Consider the following 17,596-nt stretch of genomic DNA (forward strand, 5'->3'; position numbering starts at 1 on the left):
AAGTATCCAATTATTATCGCTTCACACACAGCCTGTCAGCTTCATAATGGGCGCCAGTCAGCAAATAGTTTGATGGCAGCATCCACAAGGCTTCAATGAAAAATTCTTTTGGTTTCACCTGGTATTTGGCGGGGCTGAGCATGCTCGGTTATCTGGCCATGGACATGTACTTGCCGGCGTTTGGCGCCATGGGCGAGCAGTTGCAGATCAGTGCGGGCGCGGTGGGCGCCAGCTTGAGTATTTTCCTCGCGGGCTTTGCGCTCGGGCAGTTGCTGTGGGGGCCATTGTCCGATCGCCTGGGGCGCAAGCCGGTGCTGCTCGCCGGGCTGAGCCTGTTTGTGCTGGGCTGCGCCGGGATGTTCTGGGTCGAGACGGCGCCGCAGTTATTGGCGTTGCGTTTTATCCAGGCGATTGGCGTGTGTTCCGCCGCCGTGAGTTGGCAGGCGCTGGTGATTGACCGTTACCCGGCCGACAAGGCCCACCGTGTGTTCGCCAGCATCATGCCGCTGATGTCGCTGTCACCGGCGTTGGCGCCGCTGTTGGGCGCGATGGTGCTGAACCACTTTGGCTGGCAGGCGATTTTCGCGGTATTGCTGGGCGTGTCAGTGCTGTTGCTGTTGCCGACGTTGCTGTTGCGCAAAATGCCGAAACGTCGGGCTGAGGAGGGCGAACCTTCGCGCCTGGGCTATGGGCAGTTGCTGACCTCCCGGGTGTTTACCGGCAATGTGATGATCTTCGCCGCCTGTTCAGCCAGCTTCTTCGCCTGGCTCACCGCGTCGCCGTTCATCCTTGGCGACATGGGTTACAGCCCGAATGACATCGGCCTGAGTTACGTGTTGCCGACCTTGTCTTTTCTGGTCGGCGGTTACAGCTGTCGCAGCGCCTTGCAGCATTACCAAGGCAAAACCCTATTGCCGTGGTTGCTGGTGGCCTATTGCATCAGCATGGTCGCGTTGTACCTGGTTGCGACCTTGACCGTGCCGACCCTGACCACCTTGTTGATTCCGTTCTGCCTGATGGCGTTGGTCAACGGCGCCAGCTACCCAATCGTGGTGGCGAATGCGCTGATGCCCTTTGCGGAAAATTCCGGCAAGGCGGCAGCGCTGCAGAACACCCTGCAATTGGGGCTTTGTTTTCTGAGTAGCCTGCTGGTGTCGTCGATGATCGACCAGCCGTTGTTGATTACTGTGATTGTGATGCTGGCGACTGCGCCGCTGGCGGTGTTGGGTTACTGGCTGGCGCGGCCCAAAACCGATAATTCGGAACTGGCAAACGCCTGAAGCTGAAACCCAATCAAACATGTGGGAGAGGGCTTATGTGGGAGCTGGCTCCCACATAAGCCAGCTCCCACAGTTGATTGGGTTTTTTCAGTTAGAACGTCACTTCCATATTCAGCGTAGGCGTGGAGGTGCGAGTGCCCATGCCACCATCCACCCCGAACTTGTTATGCCAGTACTCGTAACCCACCCCCAGGTACAGGTTCGGCTTCACGCTTTTACCCGGCCGCACCGCCACCATCAGCGCGGTGCGCATCAGGGTTTCCGGCGCGGTGTCGCGGCCGTGGTAGTCCTCGCCCTTTTCCCCGACGTAATTGATAAACCCCTGGAACTTCGCCGCGTGGTTGGCGATGTCGAACGGGCGCATCCAGGTCAGGTTGAGCATGTAGGTGTCGTCGAAGGTGTGGTTCGACTCTTTCGCACCGGGGATGCCGGTGTGGTTCTTTTCCTTGTAGTACATCAGGCTCAAATCCAGCACGCCGACGGTGTTGAACTTCAACGTCGGGCCGACCACCAGCGCGCGTTTTTTAGCTGAGGCGAAGTTGTTGTTGCGGTTGGCGTCGAAGCCCAGTGTCAGGGCGTAATCCTTGACCAGGCCGGTGCCCAGAGGCACATCGAATACCCGTGAGGCGTACAGCTGGTGTCGGTACACGGCGTAGACCTCACTGCCACCCTGGTCGGTGCCCTTGCGTGGGTCGCTGCTGTCGGACAGAAACACATCGAGGTTCAGGTAGTTGCTGCCGTACTGGTAGCCGCTGGTGTGGGTGAAGCTGTAGATGCGCTTGCTGAAGTCGTCGGGGTTGTTGGGGTTGGTGAAGTGCTGGCCGTAGCGAAACCCTACGCTGTTGTTCATCCATTCCAGCGCGACGGCCTCCCCACCGCCGAGAAGGGTCAATGCAACGGTGGCGCCCTGTAATGCCTTTTTCATTGTTCTAGGTCCTTTGGCGTTCTGGCTCATGACGGCCGGATTGTTTTTGTAACGCCGATGGAGGGTATCTTGTTCGATTGATTGTATACAACTCTATGGACATCCAGTCCAAACATTGCATACAGTGTTCGCACAACAAAAACAGAGAACCCCTCACCATGACTATCCCGAAGGCGTCACCGCAGCGGCCAGAAGACGAGAATCTCGGCGTCGCGGCCAACATGGCTTACGGCCTGCAGCATGTGCTCACCATGTATGGCGGCATCGTTGCCGTACCGTTGATCGTCGGCCAGGCGGCCGGGTTGTCGCCGGCGGATATCGGCCTGCTGATCGCCGCCTCGCTGTTTGCCGGTGGCCTGGCCACGTTGCTGCAAACCCTCGGCCTGCCGTTTTTTGGCTGCCAATTGCCGCTGGTGCAGGGCGTGTCGTTTGCCGGTGTGGCAACCATGGTGGCGATTGTCGGCAGTGATGGCGCGGGCGGGGTGCCGGCGATTCTCGGGGCGGTGATGGCCGCGTCGTTTATCGGCTTATTGATCACGCCGGTATTCTCACGGATCACCAAGTTCTTCCCGCCGCTGGTCACCGGCATCGTGATCACCACCATCGGCCTGACGCTGATGCCGGTGGCAGCGCGCTGGGCCATGGGCGGCAATAGCCGCGCAGCGGACTTTGGCAGCATGGCCAACATCGGCCTGGCGGCACTGACCCTGGTGCTGGTGTTGCTACTGAGCAAGATCGGCAGCGCGACCATCTCGCGCCTGTCGATTCTGTTGGCCATGGTGATTGGCACCGTGATCGCGGTGTTCCTCGGCATGGCGGACTTCTCCAGCGTCGCCCAAGGGCCGATGTTCGGCTTCCCGACACCTTTCCATTTCGGCATGCCGACCTTCCATGTGGCGGCGATCATTTCCATGTGCATCGTGGTGATGGTGACGTTGGTGGAAACCTCGGCGGACATCCTCGCGGTCGGCGAGATCATCGACACCAAAGTCGACTCCAAGCGCCTGGGTAATGGCCTGCGTGCCGATATGCTGTCGAGCATGTTTGCGCCGATCTTCGGTTCATTCACCCAAAGCGCCTTCGCCCAGAACGTCGGCCTGGTGGCGGTTACGGGAGTGAAAAGCCGCTTTGTAGTGGCCACTGGCGGTGTATTTCTGGTGGTGTTGGGCCTGCTGCCCTTTATGGGGCGGGTGATTGCGGCGGTGCCGACTTCGGTGCTTGGCGGCGCCGGTATTGTGTTGTTCGGCACCGTGGCGGCCAGTGGGATTCGCACGCTGTCCAAGGTGGATTACCGCAACAACATGAACCTGATCATCGTGGCAACGAGCATCGGTTTCGGCATGATCCCGATTGCAGCGCCGAACTTTTATGATCACTTCCCCACCTGGTTCGCGACCATTTTCCATTCGGGCATCAGTTCGTCGGCGATCATGGCGATTCTGCTGAACCTGGCGTTCAACCACTTCACCGCCGGTAACTCGGACCAGCAATCGGTGTTTGTGGCCGGCACCGAGCGCAGTTTGTGCTTCCACGACGTGGCGGCGTTGCGCGATGGCGATTACTTCAGTGGCGGTAAATTGTTTGATGCTGAAGGGAAGGAGATTCCAGTGGTGGCTGAGGTGCCGAGGAAGGCCGCAAAGCCTGAGACCACCGAGGTCTAAAACTGTGGGAGCTGGCTTGCCTGCGATGGCGGCGAGCCAGTCACTGCACCTGTAACTGATGTACCGCTATCGCAGGCAAGCCAGCTCCCACAGTTGAACTCAGCCGGCCTTGAGTGCTCGGTGCGGCAGCGAACACGCCTCGTCCAGAAACTTCACCACCGTCCCCATGCACGCCTGGCGTTCTTCCACGTGGGGCATGTGGCTGGAGTCTTCAAACAACGCCCAGCGCACGTCGGTGATTTCATCCAGGAACGGCTTGACCACCAAGGGCGTGGCCTCGTCGTGGCGTCCTGATATCACCAGCGTCGGCACATTGATCGCCGACAGGCGCCCGATCACGCTCCAATCCTTCAAGCTGCCGATGATGTGAAATTCGGTCGGGCCGCTCATGGCGTGGTACACCGTCGGGTCGGCGTCCACCGCTGCAAAGGTGCGCGCCACTTCTTCCGGCCATGGGTTTACTCGGCACACATGCTGGTCATAGAAGATCCGCGCCGCCGCAAGGTATTCCGGGTCTTGGTAAGTGCCGGCCAGTTCGTGTTTGAGCAGGGTTTGATGCACGCCTTCGGGCAACAGCTGGCGCAGGCGGTTGGCTTCGCTGACCCAGGTGCGCATGCAGGTGGGCGAGTTGGCCGGGATAAACGCGCGCAGGCCCTTGGGTCGCAAAATCGCGTGTTCGCTGCCGAGCATGCCGCCCCAGGATTGCCCCAGGATCGCGTAGTTGTCACTGATCTGCAGGTGGTCCAGCAGGTTGTTCAGCTCGTCGAGGAACAGGTCGATGGTCCAGAACGACGCGTCCTTGTCCGGCAAGTGCGTAGAGCGGCCATTGCCGATTTGATCGTAGTGAATCACCGCATGGCCGCTGGCGGCGACGTCCTTGAACGCGTCTACGTAGTCATGGGTGCAACCGGGGCCGCCATGGAGGATCACCAAGGGCGTGCGGCCGGTGCCCAGGTCGCCAGTGACGCGGTACCAGGTCTGGTAGGCGCCGAAGGCCGCGTAGCCTTCGCGGACTTTCTCGATGAATTCCATTTCGTACCCTGCTCTGAAAAAAAGGATCAGGGATACGATAGTCGGCACGCAGCGTTTAAGTAACTAGCAAAACAGCTAGGTTTTACCGACGGATCAATCTTCGAGCAGGCGGTAATGGGTCGCGCGCACCACCGCCTGTACGCGGTTCTTGGCACCCAGTTTGTGCATGGCCGAGGCCAGGTGCAGGGTGACCACCGCCAGTGAGCGGCTTAACTGCGTGGCGATCTCGGCGGCGGTCAGGCCCTCCGCCGCCCATTTAAGGCACTCGCGCTCGCGTTTGGTCAGATGGATGTGCGGGTAGGTGCGTAGCTCTTTGCTCAGCAGCGGGTAGGCCGCTTCCTGCAAGGCATGGGTGATCAGACTGAAGTCCGTCAAGGTTTGCTGGGCATCTTCCAGCACCGTGCTGGCCTTGCCGGTGCGCAGGCCGGTCAGCGACGCGAAGCCGCCACGCGGCAGGTGGATCGGCACGGTGACGCCGCAGGTCAGTTGGCGTTCATGCAAATAAGAGGACACGGGCGCATGGCACGGGTCGATGATCTTTTGCAGCGCAGTGTCGGCTTTGGCCTCATAGGACCACACGAACGGCGACACCGTGCTCAAGGCCAGGTGCTGCACCGGGTCGATCTGGTAAAAACCTTCGCTGCACCATAACGCGTGCCAGTCCGACGGCGTGTTGCGCGACTCCAGCACCGAAGGCGTGATCAGCGAACCGTCCTGGTCGATGGGCACCGGCGTGTAGTCATACACCAACGCATCAAAGCCCAACTGCTGGGCGAGGACAAACGTGTTGTCCATCTGTTCAACCAGGCTCCTGCCGGGCATGAGGCGGTTGTTGAAGGCAGTAAGTTTGGACAGCATCCGTTCTGCTCCCGAATTCATTTGAATCTCGACTTGCGGCAAGTAGAATGCCACGCCCCGGCGAAGGACTGCCAGGCCAAACCTATAAGAACTACTAGGTTATGGACGCGCGGCATCCTCGGTAGTGTTGGCCCTGTAAACGGCCGCTACCTGCCAGGCCGATACAACACAAGGAATGTATGCATGTGGCGTGAAATTGCCCCCGACCAGCAGTACAACGTGCAGGTCGATGGCCATAACCTCGTGGCCTACAGCTTTGGCGACGGCGATGAGGTGCTCTTGTGTCTCAACGGCGGCCCGGGCCTGCCGTGTGACTACTTGCGCGACGCCCATGGCTGGCTCAAAGAGCATAACCTGCGAGTGGTTGCATTCGATCAGCTTGGCACGGGCGCATCAGCCAGACCATCAGATGTTTCCCTGTGGGAAATTGGCCGTTATGTCGAAGAAGTCGAAACCGTGCGCCAGGCACTGGGCCTGGGCCGTGTGCATCTGCTTGGGCATTCGTGGGGCGGCTGGTTGGGCATCGAGTACGCCATCCACTATCCCGACGCCCTGAAAAGCCTGATCCTGGAAAACACCGTCGGCGATATTCCGCACCTGTCCCAGGAGCTCGAACGCCTGCGCGGTGCCCTCGGCAGCGAAACCGTGGCCATGATGCAGCGCCATGAAGCCATGGGCACACTCGACCATCCGCAGTATCAGGCCGCTATCACCTTGCTCAACTACCGCCACGTCTGCCGTCTGGACGAATGGCCGGAGCCGGTCAAGCGCTCCCTGGGCGACTGGAACATGGGGCCTTACGAAACCATGCAAGGCCCCAACGAGTTCCTCTATATCGGTAACCTCAAGGACTGGAACCGCATCCCGGAGATGGCCGATTTCAAGATGCCGATCCTGATCACCACCGGCCAGCACGACGAACTGACACCCGCCTGTGCCCATCGCATGAAACTCGCCGCCACACACGCCGAGTTGCATGTATTCCCCAACAGCAGCCATATGCCGTTTTATGAGGAACCCCACGCGTACTTCCCGGTGCTGCTGGACTTCCTCGCTCGCCACCGAGGCTGACGGATGAATCTTGCGCGTTACCGTTTTGTGTTGTCCCGGCCGCTGCAATTGCTGCCGGTGTTGTTTGGCATCAGCCTGATCACGTTTGTGCTGGTGCGCTCGATCCCCGGCGACCCGGCGCGGGCCTTGCTGGGCTCGCGCAGCACGCCGGACGCGCTGCTGAAAATCCGCGCCCAATACGGCCTGGACCAGCCCTTGTGGCTGCAATATTTCTACTTCCTCAAGAACCTGCTCAAGGGCGATCTCGGCCAGTCACTGCTCTATAAGGTCGACGCGTTGAAACTGATCGTCACCCGCATTGAGCCGACGCTGGTGCTGGTGCTCGGCAGTGTGCTGCTGGCGCTGTTGATCGCGGTGCCGCTGGCCACCGTGGCGGCGCGCAACAAAGGCGGTTGGGCGGATAACCTGATCCGCGTGTTCACCACGGTCGGCCTGGGCATGCCGGCCTTCTGGCTGGGCTTGATGCTGATTCTGTTGCTGAGTGTGAAGTGGGGGTTGTTCCCGGTATCGGGCTACGGTCGCACGTTTACAGATAAAGCCCACCACATGGTCCTGCCGTGCTTGACCATTGCGCTGGCGCTGGCGGCGGTGCTGGTGCGCAACCTGCGGGCGAGCATGCTGATGGAGTTGCAGGCTGACCATGTCACCGCTGCCCGCGCACGCGGGTTATCGGAGGCGGCGGTGTTTCGTCGGCATGTGTTACCCAACTCCCTGGTGCCGGCGGTTAACCTGCTGGCGGTGAATATCGGCTGGCTGATCAGCGGCACGGTGGTGATCGAAAGCCTGTTCGCGATTCCCGGCATCGGCCAATTATTGGTGCGCGGCATTTTTACCCGCGACTACATGGTGGTGCAGGGCGTGGCGATGGTGCTGGCGTGTGCGACGGTGGTGGTCAACTTCGTCGCGGACGTGGCGACCGTGGCCCTCGACCCACGGGTGAAGATGCAATGAGCAGCCGACCACTGATTGCGCCGTGGCGTTTGCGCCTGCGGTTTGGTTTTCGCAATGGTCGGCTGACCGCTGCGTGGGGGCTGTTGATCTTGTTTATGTGGTTGGCCCTGGCGTTGCTCGCGCCGTGGCTCGCGCCGTATGACCCGATTGCGCAGAACACCGATCTGAGTTTGCTGGCGCCCAGCCTTTCCCATCCATTTGGCACGGATAACTACGGCAGAGACATCCTTTCGAGGGTGATATGGGGCGCGCGGATTGACCTGCAACTGGCCGTTATCGGCGTGATCTTCCCGTTCCTGATCGGCACTTTTATCGGCGCTGTTTCCGGCTACATCGGCGGGCGCTTCGACAGCGTGTGCATGCGCGTGATCGACGTGGTGCTGGCGTTCCCGTTCCTGGTGTTGATGCTGGCGATCATGGCCATCCTCGGGCCGGGCTTGCAGAGTTTTTATATCGCCATGGCGTTGGTGGGCTGGGTGTCGTATGCGCGGTTGATCCGCTCGCAGATCCTGGTGCTCAAGGAAAGCGACTTCGCCCTGGCCGCCAAGAGCCTGGGCTTTGGCCATGGGCGCATTCTGTTCCGGCACTTATTGCCCAACGCGATGTTTGGCTCGATTGTGTTTTCGATGTCCGACGCCGTGCTGGTGCTGCTCAACGGCGCCGCCGTGAGCTACCTGGGCCTGGGCGTGCAACCGCCGACGGCGGAGTGGGGCACGATGGTCGCCGAAGGGCAGGCGTTTATCACCACCGCCTGGTGGCTTTGCACCTTCCCGGGCCTGGCCATTGTGACCCTGGCCATGGGTTTCAGCCTGCTCGCCGATGGTGTGGCGCAAGTATTGGGGGATCGTTCATGAGCCTGCTTCACGTGCAGGACCTCAGCGTGATCGCCAACAATGGTGGGCGAGAGGTCACGCTGGTTGATCGTGTGTCCTTTGATTTGGCCGAAGGTGAAATCCTCGGCCTGGTGGGTGAAAGCGGCTCGGGCAAAACCCTGGCCTGTCGCGGCCTGATGCGCCTGTTGCCGTCGCCCAACCTGCGGGTGCAAGGCGGCGCCGTGCGCCTGGCCGGTCGCGACCTGTTGCAACTCGATGAGGCTGGCATGCGCGCCGTGCGCGGTGGGCAACTGGGCATGATTTTCCAGAACCCCAGCAGTCACCTTGACCCGTTGATGCGCATTGGCGAGCAGATCGCCGAAGGCATCCGTTTGCATCAGGGTGCGTCGAAAAAAGACGCGCGCCTGCAAGCCATCGAGGTGCTGCGCCAGGTCGGTATTCCCGATCCCAAGGCGCGGGTCGACAACTACCCCCATGAGTTCTCCGGCGGCATGCGCCAGCGCGCGATGATCGCCGTGGCCCTGGGCTGCAACCCGCAAGTGCTGATTGCCGACGAGCCGACCACCGCGCTGGACGTGACGGTGCAGGCACAGATCCTGCGCCTGCTGCTGGAGCTGCGAGACCAGCGGGGCCTGGCGATCATCATGATCACCCATGACCTCGGCGTGGTGGCGCAAACCTGTGATTCCATCGCGGTGATGTACGCCGGGCGCCTGTGCGAGCACGCGAGCAAATACGACGTGCTGGCCCATCCACAACACCCGTACACCGCTGGCCTTATCGATTGCCAACCCGCCCACAGCAGCGGCCACGCCTTGCTGCGCACCATCCCTGGCCAGCCGCCGTTACTGGATGCCTTGCCCGACGGTTGCCGCTTCAACCCGCGCTGCCCGCAAGTGGCGGCGTTGTGTACTGAGGTGCTGCCCGAAGGTGCGCGCGTAGCCTGCCACTATCCGCTGGGAGAGCGCCCATGAGCCTGTTGCAGATCAAGGACCTGGAGGTGCGGTTTGCCGCGTCCGGCACGGGTGTGTTGGGCCTTAATAAACAGTGGGTGAGGGCGGTCAATGGTGTGTCGCTCAACCTGGCCGCAGGTCAAACCCTGGGGTTGGTGGGCGAGTCCGGCAGTGGCAAAAGCACGCTGGGGCGGGCAATTCTGCACCTCACCCCGATCAGCGCCGGGCAGGTGTTGTTCGATGGCGTCGACATGGCCCGGGGCAGTGCTATCGACATCGCCCGCCTGCGGCATGAAACCGCAATGATCTTCCAAGACCCCTACGCTGCCCTGAACCCGCGACACAGCATTGGCGAAACCCTTGCCGAAGTGCTGCGGGTGCAGCGCAAGGTCGCCCTGGAGCAGATACCGGCTCGCGTGGTCGAGCTGCTTGACCTGGTGGGCCTGCGCCCTGAACTCGCCAGCCGTAAACCCGGCTCCCTCAGCGGTGGCCAGTGCCAGCGCGTCGGCATCGCCCGCGCCCTGGCGGTGGAGCCGCGTCTGATCATTGCCGATGAATGCGTGGCGGCACTGGATGTGTCGATTCAGGGCCAGATCATCAACCTGTTGCTGGAGCTGCAACAGCGCATGAACCTGGCGATTCTGTTCATCGCCCATGACCTGGCCATCGTGCGGCGCCTGTGCGACCGCGTGGCGGTGATGTACCTGGGAAAAATCGTCGAAGAAGGGCCAGTGGAAGCAGTGTTTACTGCGCCACGCCATCCGTATACGGCGGCGTTGATCGAGGCGATTCCCGAGATTGATCCGCACCGGCCGTTGCCCGCAGAACCGTTGCCCGGTGAGCCGCCGAGCCCGCTGAAGTTGCCCACCGGCTGCGCCTTTCACCCGCGCTGCCGGCATGCCCGGACGATGTGTTCCGTGGTGTTGCCGCCGACCCATTACCTGCACGAGCATCGATACAGTTGCGTGCTTGAAGAACCTCTGTTTTGACCCACTTCTGCCATTCATGAACAAGGAGTTATGACATGCAATCGCGCCACTTGAAGTTGCTCGCCGCCGCGACACTGACCGCCTGGTCCCTCACTGCCGGGCTGGCCCACGCCGCCGGCGTGCTGACCATCGGCTGCCGTGAAGACAGCACCACGTTCGACCCGATCAAAAGCGCACAGAACCGCGACACGTGGGTGTTCGCCAACGTCTACGACACCCTGGTGCGCGTGGATAACCTGGGCACCAAGATGGAACCGGGCCTGGCCGAAAGCTGGGAGATTTCCAAGGACGGCCTGACCTACACCTTCAAGCTGCGTGACGCCAAGTTCTCCGATGGCTCGGCGATCACCGCCGATGACGCGGCGTTCAGCCTGTTGCGCATCCGCGACAACAAGGCGTCGCTGTGGGCAGATCCGTTCAGCCTGATCAACACGGCCAAGGCCAGCGACCCGCAGACCCTGGTGGTCACGCTGAAAACCCCGGCTGTGGCCTTCCTCTCGCAACTGGCCTCGCCGACGGTATCGATCCTGTCGCAAAAAGCCATGACCACGATGGGCGAAGACGCCTACTCGGAAAACCCGGTGACCTCCGGCGCGTTTACCGTGGAGGAGTGGCGCAAGGGCGACCGCGTGATCCTCAAAAAGAACCCGAACTTCTGGCAGGCCAGGAACGTGAGCCTGGATGGCGTGGAGTGGGTCTCGGTCACCGACGACAACACGCGCATGCGCATGGTGCAGAACAACGAGCTGGACACGGCGATCTTCGTGCCGTTCTCCCGCGTGGAAGAGCTGAAGAAAGACAAAAGCGTGGTGATCCACGCCGACCCGTCGACCCGCGAAGATCACCTGCTGATCAACCACGCCCACGGCCTGCTGGCCAAGCCGCAGGTGCGCGAGGCGCTGGACATGGCCATCGACAAGCAGTCGCTGGTCAAGAGCGCCACGTACGGCCAAGGCACCGTGGCCTATTCCTACATCCCCAAAGGCTCGTTGTACCACTACGCCAACAACCTGCAACGCCCGTATGACCCAGCCGCCGCCAAGAAACTGCTGGAAGAGGCTGGTGCCAAGGACTTGAAACTCAACTACGTGGTCAACGCCGGCAACGAAGCTGACGAGCAGATTGCGGTGATCATCAAGGACCAGTTGGCCAAGGTCGGCGTGACCGCCAACCTGCAAAAGGTCGACCCGACCCAAAGCTGGCAGATGCTGGTGGACGGTGAGTACGATATTTCGGTGATGTACTGGACCAACGACATCCTCGACCCGGACCAGAAGACCACCTTCGTGCTCGGCCATGACACCAACCAGAACTACATGACCCGCTACAAGAACGATAAGGTTAAAGAGTTGGTAGCGCAGGCGCGGATCGAGGCCGACCCGGTCAAGCGGGAGCAGATGTATGTGGAGTTGCAGAAGCTGGCGAAGCAGGATGTGAACTGGATTGACCTGTACTACAGCCCGTACATCAACATCTCACGCAAGAACGTGAGCAACTTCCTGCAAAACCCGCTGGGGCGTTTTACCCTTGAGGAAGTGGTGAAGAACTAACGGTCACCGCTAAGCAAATGTGGGAGCTGGCTTGCCTGCGATGGCATCAACTCGGTTTAACAGATAGACCGAGTTGCCCGCATCGCAGGCAAGCCAGCTCCCACACAAGCCAGCTCCCACACAAGCCAGCTCCCACACAAGCCAGCTCCCACACAAGCCAGCTCCCACACAAGCCAGCTCCCACATGAACCCAGTTCCACATTGGGTTCCCTGTTGTTTCAGGTGAACAGTGTCAGTGCTTACTGCGCATCAAACGCCTGCCCATTGATCCCGGCACTGTCCGGCCCCATCAGGTACAGGTACACCGGCATGATGTCTTCCGGTGCCGGCCTTTCCATCGGGTTTTCCCCCGGATACGCCTGGGCGCGCATGCTGGTGCGTGTGCCGCCCGGGTTGATGCTGTTGGAGCGTACCGATGCCACATCTTCCAGCTCGTCTGCCAGGGTTTGCATCAAGCCTTCGGTCGCAAACTTCGACACCCCATAAGCGCCCCAGTACGCCCGGCCCTTGCGCCCGACGCTGCTGGAGGTGAACACCACCGACGCATCCTGGGACAGCTTGAGCAGTGGCAATAATGTGCTGGTCAGCATGAACATCGCGTTGACGTTTACGTGCATCACGCGCATGAAGTTCTCACCGGAAAGCTGCTCGATCGGCGTGCGTGGGCCAATGATCGAGGCGTTGTGCAGCAGGCCGTCGAGGCGACCGAATTCTTTCTCGATCATTGCTGCCAGCTCATCGTATTGATGGGGCAGGGCGGTTTCCAGGTTGAACGGGATCACCACCGGCTGCGGCTGGCCGGCCGCTTCGATCTCGTCATACACCTGGGCCAGGTTGGCTTCGGTCTTGCCCAGTAGCAACACGGTGGCGCCATGGGCGGCATAGGTTTTTGCCGCCGCCGCGCCGATCCCGCGACCGGCACCGGTCACCAGGATCACCCGGTCTTTGAGCAGTTCTGGACGTGCGGAGTAATCAAACATAAAAAACCTCGACAGAATTCAAGCTGATACAGGCCTTGAAGTGGAATCCATTTCACGTGGGAGCTGGCTTGCCTGCGATGGCGGAGTATCAGTCACCGCAAGTGCTAGCTGGCAGGCCGCTATCGCAGGCAAGCCAGCTCCCACAGTGATCTCAGTGCTAGTGGGTATCTCGAACAATCAGCAACTGCACAGTGCGTTATCCAGCACCTTGCGCAGCTCCAGCGGGTGGTCCACTACCACGTCGGCGCCCCAGTTGCGTGGGTTGTCGTCCGGGTGGATGTAGCCGAAAGTGACCGCCGCAGTGCGGGTGCCGGCGTCGCGGCCAGACTCGATATCGCGCAGGTCATCGCCCACGAACAGCACGCTGGCCGGGTCCAGGTCGAGCATCTTGCACGCCAGGATCAGCGGCTCGGGGTCGGGCTTGCTGTTCTTCACGTGGTCCGGGCAGATCAGCAGTGCCGAACGCTCGGCCAGGCCCAGTTGCTGCATGATCGGTTCGGCAAAGCGCAACGGTTTGTTGGTGACCACGCCCCAGACCAGTTTGGATTTCTCGATGTCTTCCAGTAACTCGGCCATGCCGTCGAACAGTTTGCTGTGGATTGCGCAGCCCTTGAGATAGCGCTCCAGGAACTCGAGGCGCAACGCTTCAAAGCCAGGGGATTCGGGGTCCATCGAGAAGGTCACGGCGACCATCGCCCGTGCCCCGCCGGAAATTTCATCGCGGATGTGCTGGGGGTTGATCGGCTCCAGGCCTCGGTCGGTGCGCATGGCCTGGCAGATCGCGATAAAGTCCGGCGCGGTGTCCAGCAAGGTGCCGTCCATGTCGAAGAGAACTGCTCGCAACTTCACAGGCTTACTCCTCGCGCAGGGTCTGGATCATGTAGTTGACGTCCACGTCGCTCGCCAGCTTGTAGTGCTTGGTCAGCGGGTTGTAGGTCAGGCCGATGATGTCCTTGACGGTCAGCCCGGCCTGACGGCTCCAGGCGCCCAGCTCGCTCGGGCGGATGAATTTCTTGAAGTCGTGGGTGCCACGCGGCAGCAGCTTCATGATGTATTCGGCGCCGATGATCGCGAACAGGTAGGCCTTGGGGTTGCGGTTGATGGTGGAGAAGAACACCTGGCCGCCCGGCTTGACCATACGGAAGCAGGCGCGGATCACCGAGGACGGGTCTGGCACGTGCTCGAGCATCTCCAGGCAAGTAACCACGTCGAACTGCTCGGGCATCTCTTCGGCCAGGGCTTCGGCGGTGATCTGGCGGTATTCGACGCTCACGCCGGATTCCAGCTGGTGCAGTTGGGCCACGGCCAGCGGCGCTTCGCCCATGTCGATGCCCATCACGGTGGCGCCGCGCTGGGCCATGGCTTCGCTGAGGATGCCGCCGCCGCAACCGACGTCCAGCACCTTCTTGCCGGCCAGGTTGACGCGCTCGTCAATCCAGTTGACGCGCAGCGGGTTGATGTCGTGCAGCGGTTTGAACTCGCTTTCGCGGTCCCACCAGCGGTGGGCCAGGGCTTCAAACTTGGCGATTTCGGCGTGGTCGACGTTGCTCATGGTGAATCCTCTAAATCTGATAAATCGGTTATTCAGTCCTGAACGGCGCGGTTCAAGACCTTCGTTATTCGCTGTGCCCGCTGATCCGTTGGCCCCAGGCGATGGCCGTGGCGGTCAACTGCTGTTCATCCATGCGGGTCAATCGCCGGTCGTCGAGCAACTGCTTGCCGGCGACCCAAAGGTGTTTCACACACTCGCGTCCGGTGGCATATATAAGCGTTGAGACCGGGTCGTAGATCGGTTGTTGCGCCAGCCCCGAAAGATCGAATGCGACGATATCTGCCGCCTTGCCGACTTCGAGCGAGCCAATCTCGCTGTCCAGGCCCATGGCACGCGCCCCATTGAGCGTAGCCATGCGCAGGGCGCGATGGGCGTCCAGGGCAGTGGCCGAGCCGGCGACGGCCTTGGCCAGCATCGCCGCCGTGCGGGTTTCGCCCAACAGGTCGAGGTCATTGTTGCTGGCCGCGCCGTCGGTGCCGATGGCCACGTTCACGCCAGCCTGCCACAGACGCTCTACCGGGCAAAAACCGCTGGCCAGTTTCAGGTTCGATTCCGGGCAATGGATGACGCTGGTGTTGCTTTCTACCAGCAAAGCCAGGTCGTCCTCGCTGATTTGGGTCATATGAACGGCCTGGAAGCGTGGGCCGAGCAGGCCCAGACGGCCCAGGCGCGCCAGTGGGCGTTCGCCGGTCTTGTCCACGGCTTGTTGCACTTCGAAGGCGGTTTCGTGCACATGCATATGGATGGCGGCGTCCAGTTCTTCGGCGATCACGCGGACTTTTTCCAGGTTCTCATCGCTCACGGTGTAAGGCGCGTGAGGGCCGAAGGTGATCTTGATACGCGGGTGGTGCTTGAGGTCGCCGAACAGCTCCACGCCCTGGCGAATCGCCTCATCAGCGCTGCTGGCGCCTGGGATCGGGAAGTCGAGGATCGGCAGCGCGATCTGCGCGCGCATGCCGCTGTTATGTACGCAGTCGCTGGCGACCTTGGGGTAGAAGTACATGTCCGAGAAGCAGGTGATGCCGCCCTTGAGCTGTTCGGCGATGGCCAGGTCGGTGCCGTCGCGCACGAAAGCTTCATCGACCCATTTGGCTTCGGCGGGCCAGATGTGTTTTTCCAGCCAGGTCATCAGCGGCAGATCGTCGGCCAGGCCGCGAAACAGGCTCATCGCCGCGTGGCCGTGGGCGTTGATCAAACCGGGGCTGAGCAGCATGCCCGGCAGCTCGCGCACTTCGCTGGCTGTCAGCTTCAAGGCCGCCGCCCGTGGCCCGATAAACGCAATGCGCCCGTCACGGATGCCCAGGCCGTGCTCCTTGAGCACCACGCCAGCGGGTTCGACAGGTACCAGCCAGGTTGGCAGCAGCAATAAGTCGAGCGGGGCGGCAGTGGAGGTCATCGCAGGCTTCTTCCCAGGCAGCTATAAAAGAAGGGCGAAGTATACCCGAGCGTCCTGGCTGGCGGATCGCTATAATCGGCGGCTTTTGTTCATGAGTGCGGGGTAAGGGATGCGCGACCGACTGTTAGCTGCAGAGAAAGTGAAGGCCATCGATTGGCGTGATGGCGCACTGCACCTGCTCGATCAGCGTGCTTTGCCCTCGCGGGAAACCTGGGTGGCCTGCACTTCGGCGGCTGAAGTCGCCCAAGCCATTCGCAGCATGACTGTGCGTGGCGCGCCGGCTATCGGCATCAGTGCTGCCTACGGCCTGGTGCTGGCCGCCCGCGAGCGGATCGCCGAGGGCGGTGACTGGCAGGCGGCATGGGAAGAAGACTACGCATTGCTGGCCGATAGCCGTCCGACCGCCGCTAACCTGTTCTGGGCCTTGAAGCGTATGCGTGACCGCCTGGATCGGGTCAAAAAACACGCCGACCCGCTGGCGGTGCTGGAAGCCGAAGCCATTGCGATCCATGAAAGCGACCGCGAAGCCAACCTGGTCATGGCCCAATTAGGCCTCGAACGGATTCGCAAGCACCAGGGCAACGCCCAGGCGATCCTCACCCATGGCAATGCGGGCGCCCTGGCCACTGGCGGCGTGGGCACGGCCCTTGGGGTAATCCGCGCAGCGTTCCTCGAGGGTTTGGTCGAACATGTCTATGTCAACGAAACCCGCCCGTGGCTGCAAGGTTCGCGGCTGACGGCCTGGGAGTTGGCGGGCGAGGGTATCCCGGCCACGGTCAATGCCGACTCGGCCGGTGCGCATATCCTCAAGACCAAGGGCGTGACCTGGGTCGTGGTCGGCGCCGACTGCATTGCGGCCAATGGTGATGTGGTCGGCCCGATCGGCACTTATCAATTGGCGGTGTGTGCCATGCACCACGGCGTGCGTTTTATGGTGGTGGCGCCCAGTTCAACGCTCGATTTGATGATGGCCACCGGTGATGATGTCAGCCTGGAAGAGCGTGATGCGGCGGAGTTGCTTGAGGTTAACGGTCAGCGGTTGGAGGTTGCGGCGTTTAATCCGGTCTTCGATGTGACGCCGGCGGACCTGATTGATGTGATCGTGACCGAAAAAGGCATCGTCGAACGGCCTGATACCGCCAAGCTGGCCAAGTTGATGTGCCGTAAGCGCCTGCATTGAGGGCTTTGGTGGCTGTTGGATCGCTATCGCAGGCAAGCCAGCTCCCACACTTACGGTGCTCGCAGGCCAACATGTGGGAGCGGGCTTGCCCGCGATTGGCCCTGTAAGTCAATAAAACCCTTGGATCCAGCCTCAAAAAACAGCACCCACCCCGCTCTGAGCCTCTCTCGTCCCCCTCAAGCCTGTCATCCGTCAAATTACTAGCCTCCATGCGCATCAGGGGGATAGGTGCGTGGCGGCGATTGTGATAACATCCGGCGGTTTCCAGGGCCGCCCCGAGGGGTTGCCCATAACGTGCAGATCCGTGTCATAACTCGTTGATTTGTCGTAAGTCGTTGTCAGGCACTCTGCCAGCAACGGCGAGCTTCGTTCGTCCCATATGGAT

At 61.2% G+C, this 17,596-nt stretch carries 16 protein-coding genes; 9 read left to right on the top strand and 7 right to left on the bottom strand.

The features are described from left to right. Positions 1-95 precede the first annotated feature (95 nt). Positions 96-1,280 carry a purine nucleoside transporter PunC gene (gene punC / locus HBO23_RS17135; RefSeq protein WP_170038923.1) on the top strand — a complete coding sequence of 395 codons (1,185 nt, stop codon included), beginning with the start codon at positions 96-98 and terminating at the stop codon, positions 1,278-1,280. Between the two features lie 91 nt (positions 1,281-1,371). Here the strand turns inward: punC and HBO23_RS17140 are convergent, their stop codons facing one another. Next, positions 1,372-2,205: a nucleoside-binding protein gene (locus tag HBO23_RS17140; RefSeq protein ID WP_170038925.1), complete on the bottom strand. Its 834-nt coding sequence runs from the start codon at positions 2,203-2,205 to the stop codon at positions 1,372-1,374. A gap of 158 nt (positions 2,206-2,363) precedes the next feature. Here HBO23_RS17140 and HBO23_RS17145 point away from each other — a divergent pair, with 158 nt between their 5' ends. Continuing rightward, the gene (locus tag HBO23_RS17145) at positions 2,364-3,866 is read left to right on the top strand and encodes a nucleobase:cation symporter-2 family protein (protein ID WP_138454049.1); all 1,503 of its coding nucleotides are present in this window, start codon (positions 2,364-2,366) and stop codon (positions 3,864-3,866) included. A gap of 99 nt (positions 3,867-3,965) precedes the next feature. Here the strand turns inward: HBO23_RS17145 and HBO23_RS17150 are convergent, their stop codons facing one another. Both HBO23_RS17150 and HBO23_RS17155 read right to left on the bottom strand, forming a co-directional pair. Next, a complete protein-coding gene (locus tag HBO23_RS17150; protein WP_170038927.1) occupies positions 3,966-4,898 on the bottom strand; it encodes a proline iminopeptidase-family hydrolase in 933 nt (310 codons plus the stop codon). 93 nt (positions 4,899-4,991) lie between these two features. Then, positions 4,992-5,756, bottom strand: a complete 765-nt coding sequence (locus HBO23_RS17155) for a LuxR family transcriptional regulator (RefSeq protein ID WP_170038929.1) — start codon at positions 5,754-5,756, stop codon at positions 4,992-4,994. Positions 5,757-5,939: 183 nt separating this feature from the next. Between HBO23_RS17155 and HBO23_RS17160 the strand changes: the two genes are divergently transcribed. From HBO23_RS17160 to HBO23_RS17185, 6 genes are read left to right on the top strand one after another with little or no spacing between them, the layout of a single operon-like run. Beyond that, the gene (locus tag HBO23_RS17160) at positions 5,940-6,827 is read left to right on the top strand and encodes a proline iminopeptidase-family hydrolase (RefSeq protein WP_017136114.1); all 888 of its coding nucleotides are present in this window, start codon (positions 5,940-5,942) and stop codon (positions 6,825-6,827) included. A gap of 3 nt (positions 6,828-6,830) precedes the next feature. After that, entirely contained in the window at positions 6,831-7,778 is a 948-nt protein-coding gene (locus HBO23_RS17165; protein WP_017136113.1) for an ABC transporter permease, read from the top strand. Then, the gene (locus HBO23_RS17170; RefSeq protein ID WP_170038931.1) at positions 7,775-8,632 is read left to right on the top strand and encodes an ABC transporter permease; all 858 of its coding nucleotides are present in this window, start codon (positions 7,775-7,777) and stop codon (positions 8,630-8,632) included. Before HBO23_RS17165 ends, HBO23_RS17170 begins: the two co-directional genes overlap by 4 nt. After that, positions 8,629-9,585 carry an ABC transporter ATP-binding protein gene (locus HBO23_RS17175; protein WP_026013611.1) on the top strand — a complete coding sequence of 319 codons (957 nt, stop codon included), beginning with the start codon at positions 8,629-8,631 and terminating at the stop codon, positions 9,583-9,585. The genes HBO23_RS17170 and HBO23_RS17175 overlap by 4 nt, the downstream gene beginning before the upstream one ends. Further along, a complete protein-coding gene (locus HBO23_RS17180; protein ID WP_170038933.1) occupies positions 9,582-10,553 on the top strand; it encodes an ABC transporter ATP-binding protein in 972 nt (323 codons plus the stop codon). The genes HBO23_RS17175 and HBO23_RS17180 overlap by 4 nt, the downstream gene beginning before the upstream one ends. A 35-nt stretch (positions 10,554-10,588) precedes the next feature. After that, positions 10,589-12,103, top strand: a complete 1,515-nt coding sequence (locus HBO23_RS17185) for an ABC transporter substrate-binding protein (protein WP_170038935.1) — start codon at positions 10,589-10,591, stop codon at positions 12,101-12,103. Between the two features lie 239 nt (positions 12,104-12,342). Here the strand turns inward: HBO23_RS17185 and HBO23_RS17190 are convergent, their stop codons facing one another. The 4 genes from HBO23_RS17190 to HBO23_RS17205 all read right to left on the bottom strand — a co-directional run bounded on the left by HBO23_RS17190 (position 12,343) and on the right by HBO23_RS17205 (position 16,031). Beyond that, positions 12,343-13,083, bottom strand: a complete 741-nt coding sequence (locus HBO23_RS17190) for a YciK family oxidoreductase (protein ID WP_017136110.1) — start codon at positions 13,081-13,083, stop codon at positions 12,343-12,345. A 177-nt stretch (positions 13,084-13,260) separates the two neighbouring features. Beyond that, a complete protein-coding gene (gene mupP / locus HBO23_RS17195) occupies positions 13,261-13,932 on the bottom strand; it encodes an N-acetylmuramic acid 6-phosphate phosphatase MupP (RefSeq protein WP_099549098.1) in 672 nt (223 codons plus the stop codon). Positions 13,933-13,936: 4 nt separating this feature from the next. After that, on the bottom strand, positions 13,937-14,635 hold the full coding sequence (gene ubiG / locus HBO23_RS17200; RefSeq protein WP_003172645.1) for a bifunctional 2-polyprenyl-6-hydroxyphenol methylase/3-demethylubiquinol 3-O-methyltransferase UbiG: 699 nt from the start codon (positions 14,633-14,635) through the stop codon (positions 13,937-13,939). A 64-nt stretch (positions 14,636-14,699) separates the two neighbouring features. After that, complete coding sequence (locus HBO23_RS17205; protein WP_170038937.1) at positions 14,700-16,031, bottom strand: TRZ/ATZ family hydrolase; 1,332 nt, start codon at positions 16,029-16,031, stop codon at positions 14,700-14,702. A 109-nt stretch (positions 16,032-16,140) separates the two neighbouring features. On the opposite strand from HBO23_RS17205, the gene mtnA reads away from it, so the two are divergent. Beyond that, on the top strand, positions 16,141-17,211 hold the full coding sequence (gene mtnA / locus HBO23_RS17210) for an S-methyl-5-thioribose-1-phosphate isomerase (protein ID WP_170038939.1): 1,071 nt from the start codon (positions 16,141-16,143) through the stop codon (positions 17,209-17,211). The last annotated feature ends 385 nt before the right edge of the window (positions 17,212-17,596 follow it).

It is taken from the genome of Pseudomonas sp. WS 5532 (assembly GCF_012985445.1).
Taxonomy (GTDB): Bacteria; Pseudomonadota; Gammaproteobacteria; order Pseudomonadales; family Pseudomonadaceae; genus Aquipseudomonas; species Aquipseudomonas edaphica.